Genomic DNA, 3,219 nt, shown 5'->3' on the forward strand with positions numbered 1-3,219 from the left:
CGTCGTACCGCAGGCCGGCAAAAAGATGGAGGACAAAAATATATCAACGAGCAGGACCATCTTGCGGTCCCCCATTTTCCTGCCCCTCTTCATTTTCCTGCCAAACCAGTTACCAACGTTGTCCCCGGCAACACAACACAGCGGCTCACTCGATTCTTGATTTCGCAACGTCCACCAAACACCGGATAACCGACAGACAGGAAGAATGCATAGGCTGCAAAACAATCAGATTGCAGCACCACTCTGCGGTGTCCCATCTTTTTGCCACTTCATGGTTTGCCTTATTCACGAGCCAACACTGACACCGGTGCATTGACGCCACGAATCGCTCGGCTCGCTGCGATGCTAAATCGGGTCGATCTCTAGTACTTATCGTGTCGTCTCTACAATCGAGCTTGAACCGTGGCAGGATCGCCGACACTAGTTTCTTGTGTCCTGACAGCTTCAGTCACGTTCGTACTCTGCTGGCCCCGGTCGTCGTGATCCGGCTTCTTGCGTAGCGAGAGTCCGCCGATGACGAGTGCCAAAATGATCACAAACCATCCGAAGGCGGTTCGTATCCGTTCGGCCGGCAACCATTCCGACAACACCAATCCGATAAGCATTCCCAAAAATGCCAGAGCAAAGAACGCGAGCGTGACCCGCCAGTCGATGTCTGTCGAGCGGAGCTGCCCGGCAAGTCCAGCGACTGTGTTTAACGAAATGATCGCCAGCGACGTACCGACGGCGCGTTTCGCATCGATGCCAGCGAACAACACCAGGGCGGGGACAATGAGGAAGCCACCACCAACGCCGAGAAAACCGGTCAACACGCCTACGGTAGCACCGATTAGTAGACAAGGCCAAATGCGGCATCCCCGTTCACGCTGATCGTTTTCGCCTCGCCCCCGTACCATTGCGATCCCTGCGCCCAACATGATGGCGGCAAAAATCAGCAACAGCGTCCGCTCGGAGACAAGTGCCGTCAGAAAAGATCCCGCATAGGCTCCCAAGGCCCCAGAGACCGAAAACAGGACTGCGGCGCGTAGGTGGAAATTCTTTTTCTGCCAGTAGCGGACCGCCGCTGGCAGGCTGCAGCCGCCGACGACCACCATCGACATCGCGACCGCTTGCCCCACCGGGACCCCAAGGACAAAAGTGAAGATGGGCAGCGTCAAAATCGAACCACCTGCCCCAAAAATCCCGAGCGTGATTCCGACGAGCAGCGCCAGGACGAGAGCGGTGAGGAGCGGATCCATGATCGACGCCGGGGGAAAAAGGAAACTTCGGTAACAAACACTTTGGACGCCAAACGATCAACTGGGGCTTAGGCTGTCGATGCCGTTCGACACAAACAATGCGGACCGACTGCAAATGCGATACCTGATTGAACCCCAACCGCTCGTCGAAAATCCGCTGCAAACGGAATGATGTTTGCTGCCTTGATCGAGAATCGAACACAGGAATAGAAATGACGCGTCGATTGGCGAGGCGTCCTTCGTAAAATCATTCATTCCAAAACAAACCATTCACAAAGGAGTCCTCCGATGACGTTGGTATTTCAAAAGGTTCAGACCGAAGGTATCGCACAACTCTCGTACTTAGTGGGCGATGACAGCACAGGAACGGCCGCCGTGATCGATCCACGGCCCAACGTCGAGGTCTATCTCGAACTGAGCCGCGAGTACGGCGTCGCGATCACGCATATTTTCGAGACGCACATTCACGCGGATTTTATGAGCGGTGCACGCGAGCTCGCATCTCGGCTGGGAACGGCAAAGATTTACGCCAGCGGCGAAGGAGATGCAAAGTACGATTTTGACGTAGAAAAGATCAAGGCAGAAGATTCGTTTGAGTTCGGTTCCTTGGTGCTGACGGTGCGTCATACGCCTGGACATACTCCAGAGCATGTGTCTTATGAACTTGCCGAAAAGGATCGTGTTGATTCCCCGTGGGGTGTCCTGACGGGCGACTCATTGTTCGTCGGTTCGGCCGGGCGGCCCGACCTGCTGGGCGAAGAAGAGACCGAAGAGCTGACCAAAAAGCTGTTCTCGACGCTGAGGGATTATTACCTGAAACTGGATGACGGCGTCATCATCTATCCGTGCCATGGTGCGGGATCGGCCTGCGGGGCCGACATCGGTGAGCGGCCGATGAGTACGATTGGGTACGAACGGGAAACCAATGAATTTCTGCAATATGATGACTTTGACAAGTTCAAGAAGTTTATCGAATCAGGTGCGCCGCCCGTGCCTCAGCACTACCCAATCATGAAAAAGGTCAACGCGCGAGGTCCGAAAGTCATTGGTTCGGCTCCTCCTATTCAAGGGCTGCCTGCTGAGCAATTTAAATCGGCTGCGGATAAAGGTGACGCACAACTTGTCGACACGCGGCAGATGCTTGCTTTTGGCGGCGGTCATATTCCGGGCGCAATCAATATCGGTGATCGTCCCGAGATGTCGGTCTGGGCCGGTGACATGCTTTCCTACGACAAGCCAATTTTGTTGGTCGTGGAAGATGAATCGAACCTCGACTGGATCACTTGGCACTTCGCCTATGTCGGGCTGACACGATTCGCGGGCTATCTTGCTGGTGGCATGAAAGCGTGGGAGAACGCAGGTCTGCCAATCGCGAGCCTTCCGCAAATGCCGGTTCAACAACTCGCTGAACAGCAGGATCGTGTGCAGGTGCTCGATGTTCGAACGCCCAGTGAATTCGAGAGCGGTCACCTGCCCAAGGCCAAACACAAGTTCGTCTCGGAGATGCGTGGCGGGGTCAATGGCAACCTGAACATCAACCAGAGTGAACCGGTGGCCGTTTTCTGCGGCAGCGGTTATCGAGCAAGTTTGGCAGCGAGTCTGTTGCAGCGAGGTGGCTATGAGCAGGTTTACAACGTCCCCGGCAGCATGAAGGCATGGAAGAAGGCTGGCTACGACGTGCAAAAGTAATAACAACCGCACCAGAATGCGGATCCAAAGCAACGCGGAGGCCGCAGAGCCTCCGCGAAGAGAATCAGAGGCAATAGCCGTGGCCATCATATGGCTTGGGCAGGATAACACCTAATGCCACCCCATCGTCCGGCGCCCCATCTTTTTGCCACCTATATTGTTGCCTTATTCAGCAGCCAGCGATGGCACTGGTGTTATAACGTCTCCGCTCAGTCGCCATTTTTCGCGACGTCGATTGCACGCCGAACCGCAGGCCGACAAAAAGATGGATGGCAAAAAAATATCAGGGAGT

General features: G+C 55.0%; 3 protein-coding genes. 2 read left to right on the forward strand and 1 reads right to left on the reverse strand.

Translation table 11 applies throughout. The annotated features are described in order from the left end of the window. Positions 1-189, forward strand: a 189-nt coding sequence (locus RMSM_RS42250) for a hypothetical protein (protein ID WP_040763585.1), incomplete at its 5' end; no start/stop codon positions are given. Between the two features lie 194 nt (positions 190-383). Here RMSM_RS42250 and RMSM_RS01820 read toward each other — a convergent pair. Next, positions 384-1,238, reverse strand: coding sequence for a sulfite exporter TauE/SafE family protein (locus RMSM_RS01820; protein ID WP_008690689.1), 855 nt, complete (start codon positions 1,236-1,238; stop codon positions 384-386). Positions 1,239-1,526: 288 nt separating this feature from the next. Here RMSM_RS01820 and RMSM_RS01825 point away from each other — a divergent pair, with 288 nt between their 5' ends. Further along, positions 1,527-2,927, forward strand: coding sequence for an MBL fold metallo-hydrolase (locus RMSM_RS01825; protein ID WP_008690692.1), 1,401 nt, complete (start codon positions 1,527-1,529; stop codon positions 2,925-2,927). Positions 2,928-3,219: the final 292 nt, after the last annotated feature.

Source organism: Rhodopirellula maiorica SM1, from assembly GCF_000346295.1.
GTDB classification, from domain to species: Bacteria; Planctomycetota; Planctomycetia; order Pirellulales; family Pirellulaceae; genus Novipirellula; species Novipirellula maiorica.

Coding starts and splice junctions, on each gene's coding strand:
- RMSM_RS01820 (WP_008690689.1), bottom strand. CDS start 1,238: ATGGATCCGCTCCTCACCGCTCTCGTCCTGGCGCTGCTCGTCGGAATC.
- RMSM_RS01825 (WP_008690692.1), top strand. CDS start 1,527: ATGACGTTGGTATTTCAAAAGGTTCAGACCGAAGGTATCGCACAACTC.